Consider the following 472-nt stretch of genomic DNA (forward strand, 5'->3'; position numbering starts at 1 on the left):
CGCCGAAGCCGCTGATGCCGACGATGCCGACGCGAATGCTCATGCTGGTGTCCTTCCGGGGTGCGGGCAAAAGAAAACCCCCGGAGCCGGGGGCTGCGGGGGTTCAGGAATGCGGGCCGGGGCCGCGTCGGCGGGTGGGGCCTAGGGCGAGGCCGCCGCCCCGCGGAAGGGCGCTGATCGACGCGCAGCCCGGAGAGCCGCCGCTTGGGTGCGGGGGCGTCGGCGTCGGTCACAAAGGGCGTGCGGGCCGGGCATGTCCGGCGAGACTGTCGCTGCCCAGATCCATCGCCAGGCAGGATATCTTTTGGCCAGCTTTCTCGAATTTGTCAGTCTCCACAAGGTCTTAGTGCCCGTTTGAGAATGGTCATGGGTGGGCGATGCGCCTGATGAGGAGCGCGCCCATGCCGACGTGGATCATGGCTTCGGAGACGTCGGAGCGGCGCTCGTAGTCACGGACCAGGCGACGCCAGCG

At 68.6% G+C, this 472-nt stretch carries 1 pseudogene; it reads right to left on the reverse strand.

The window, feature by feature from the left end:
• Window positions 1-364: 364 nt before the first annotated feature.
• Window positions 365-472 (reverse strand): annotated as a pseudogene (locus CR165_RS24260) (IS5-like element ISRso1 family transposase); the annotation flags it as partial.

The sequence above is a fragment of the Teichococcus aestuarii genome (assembly GCF_003116135.1).
Taxonomy (GTDB): Bacteria; Pseudomonadota; Alphaproteobacteria; order Acetobacterales; family Acetobacteraceae; genus Pseudoroseomonas; species Pseudoroseomonas aestuarii.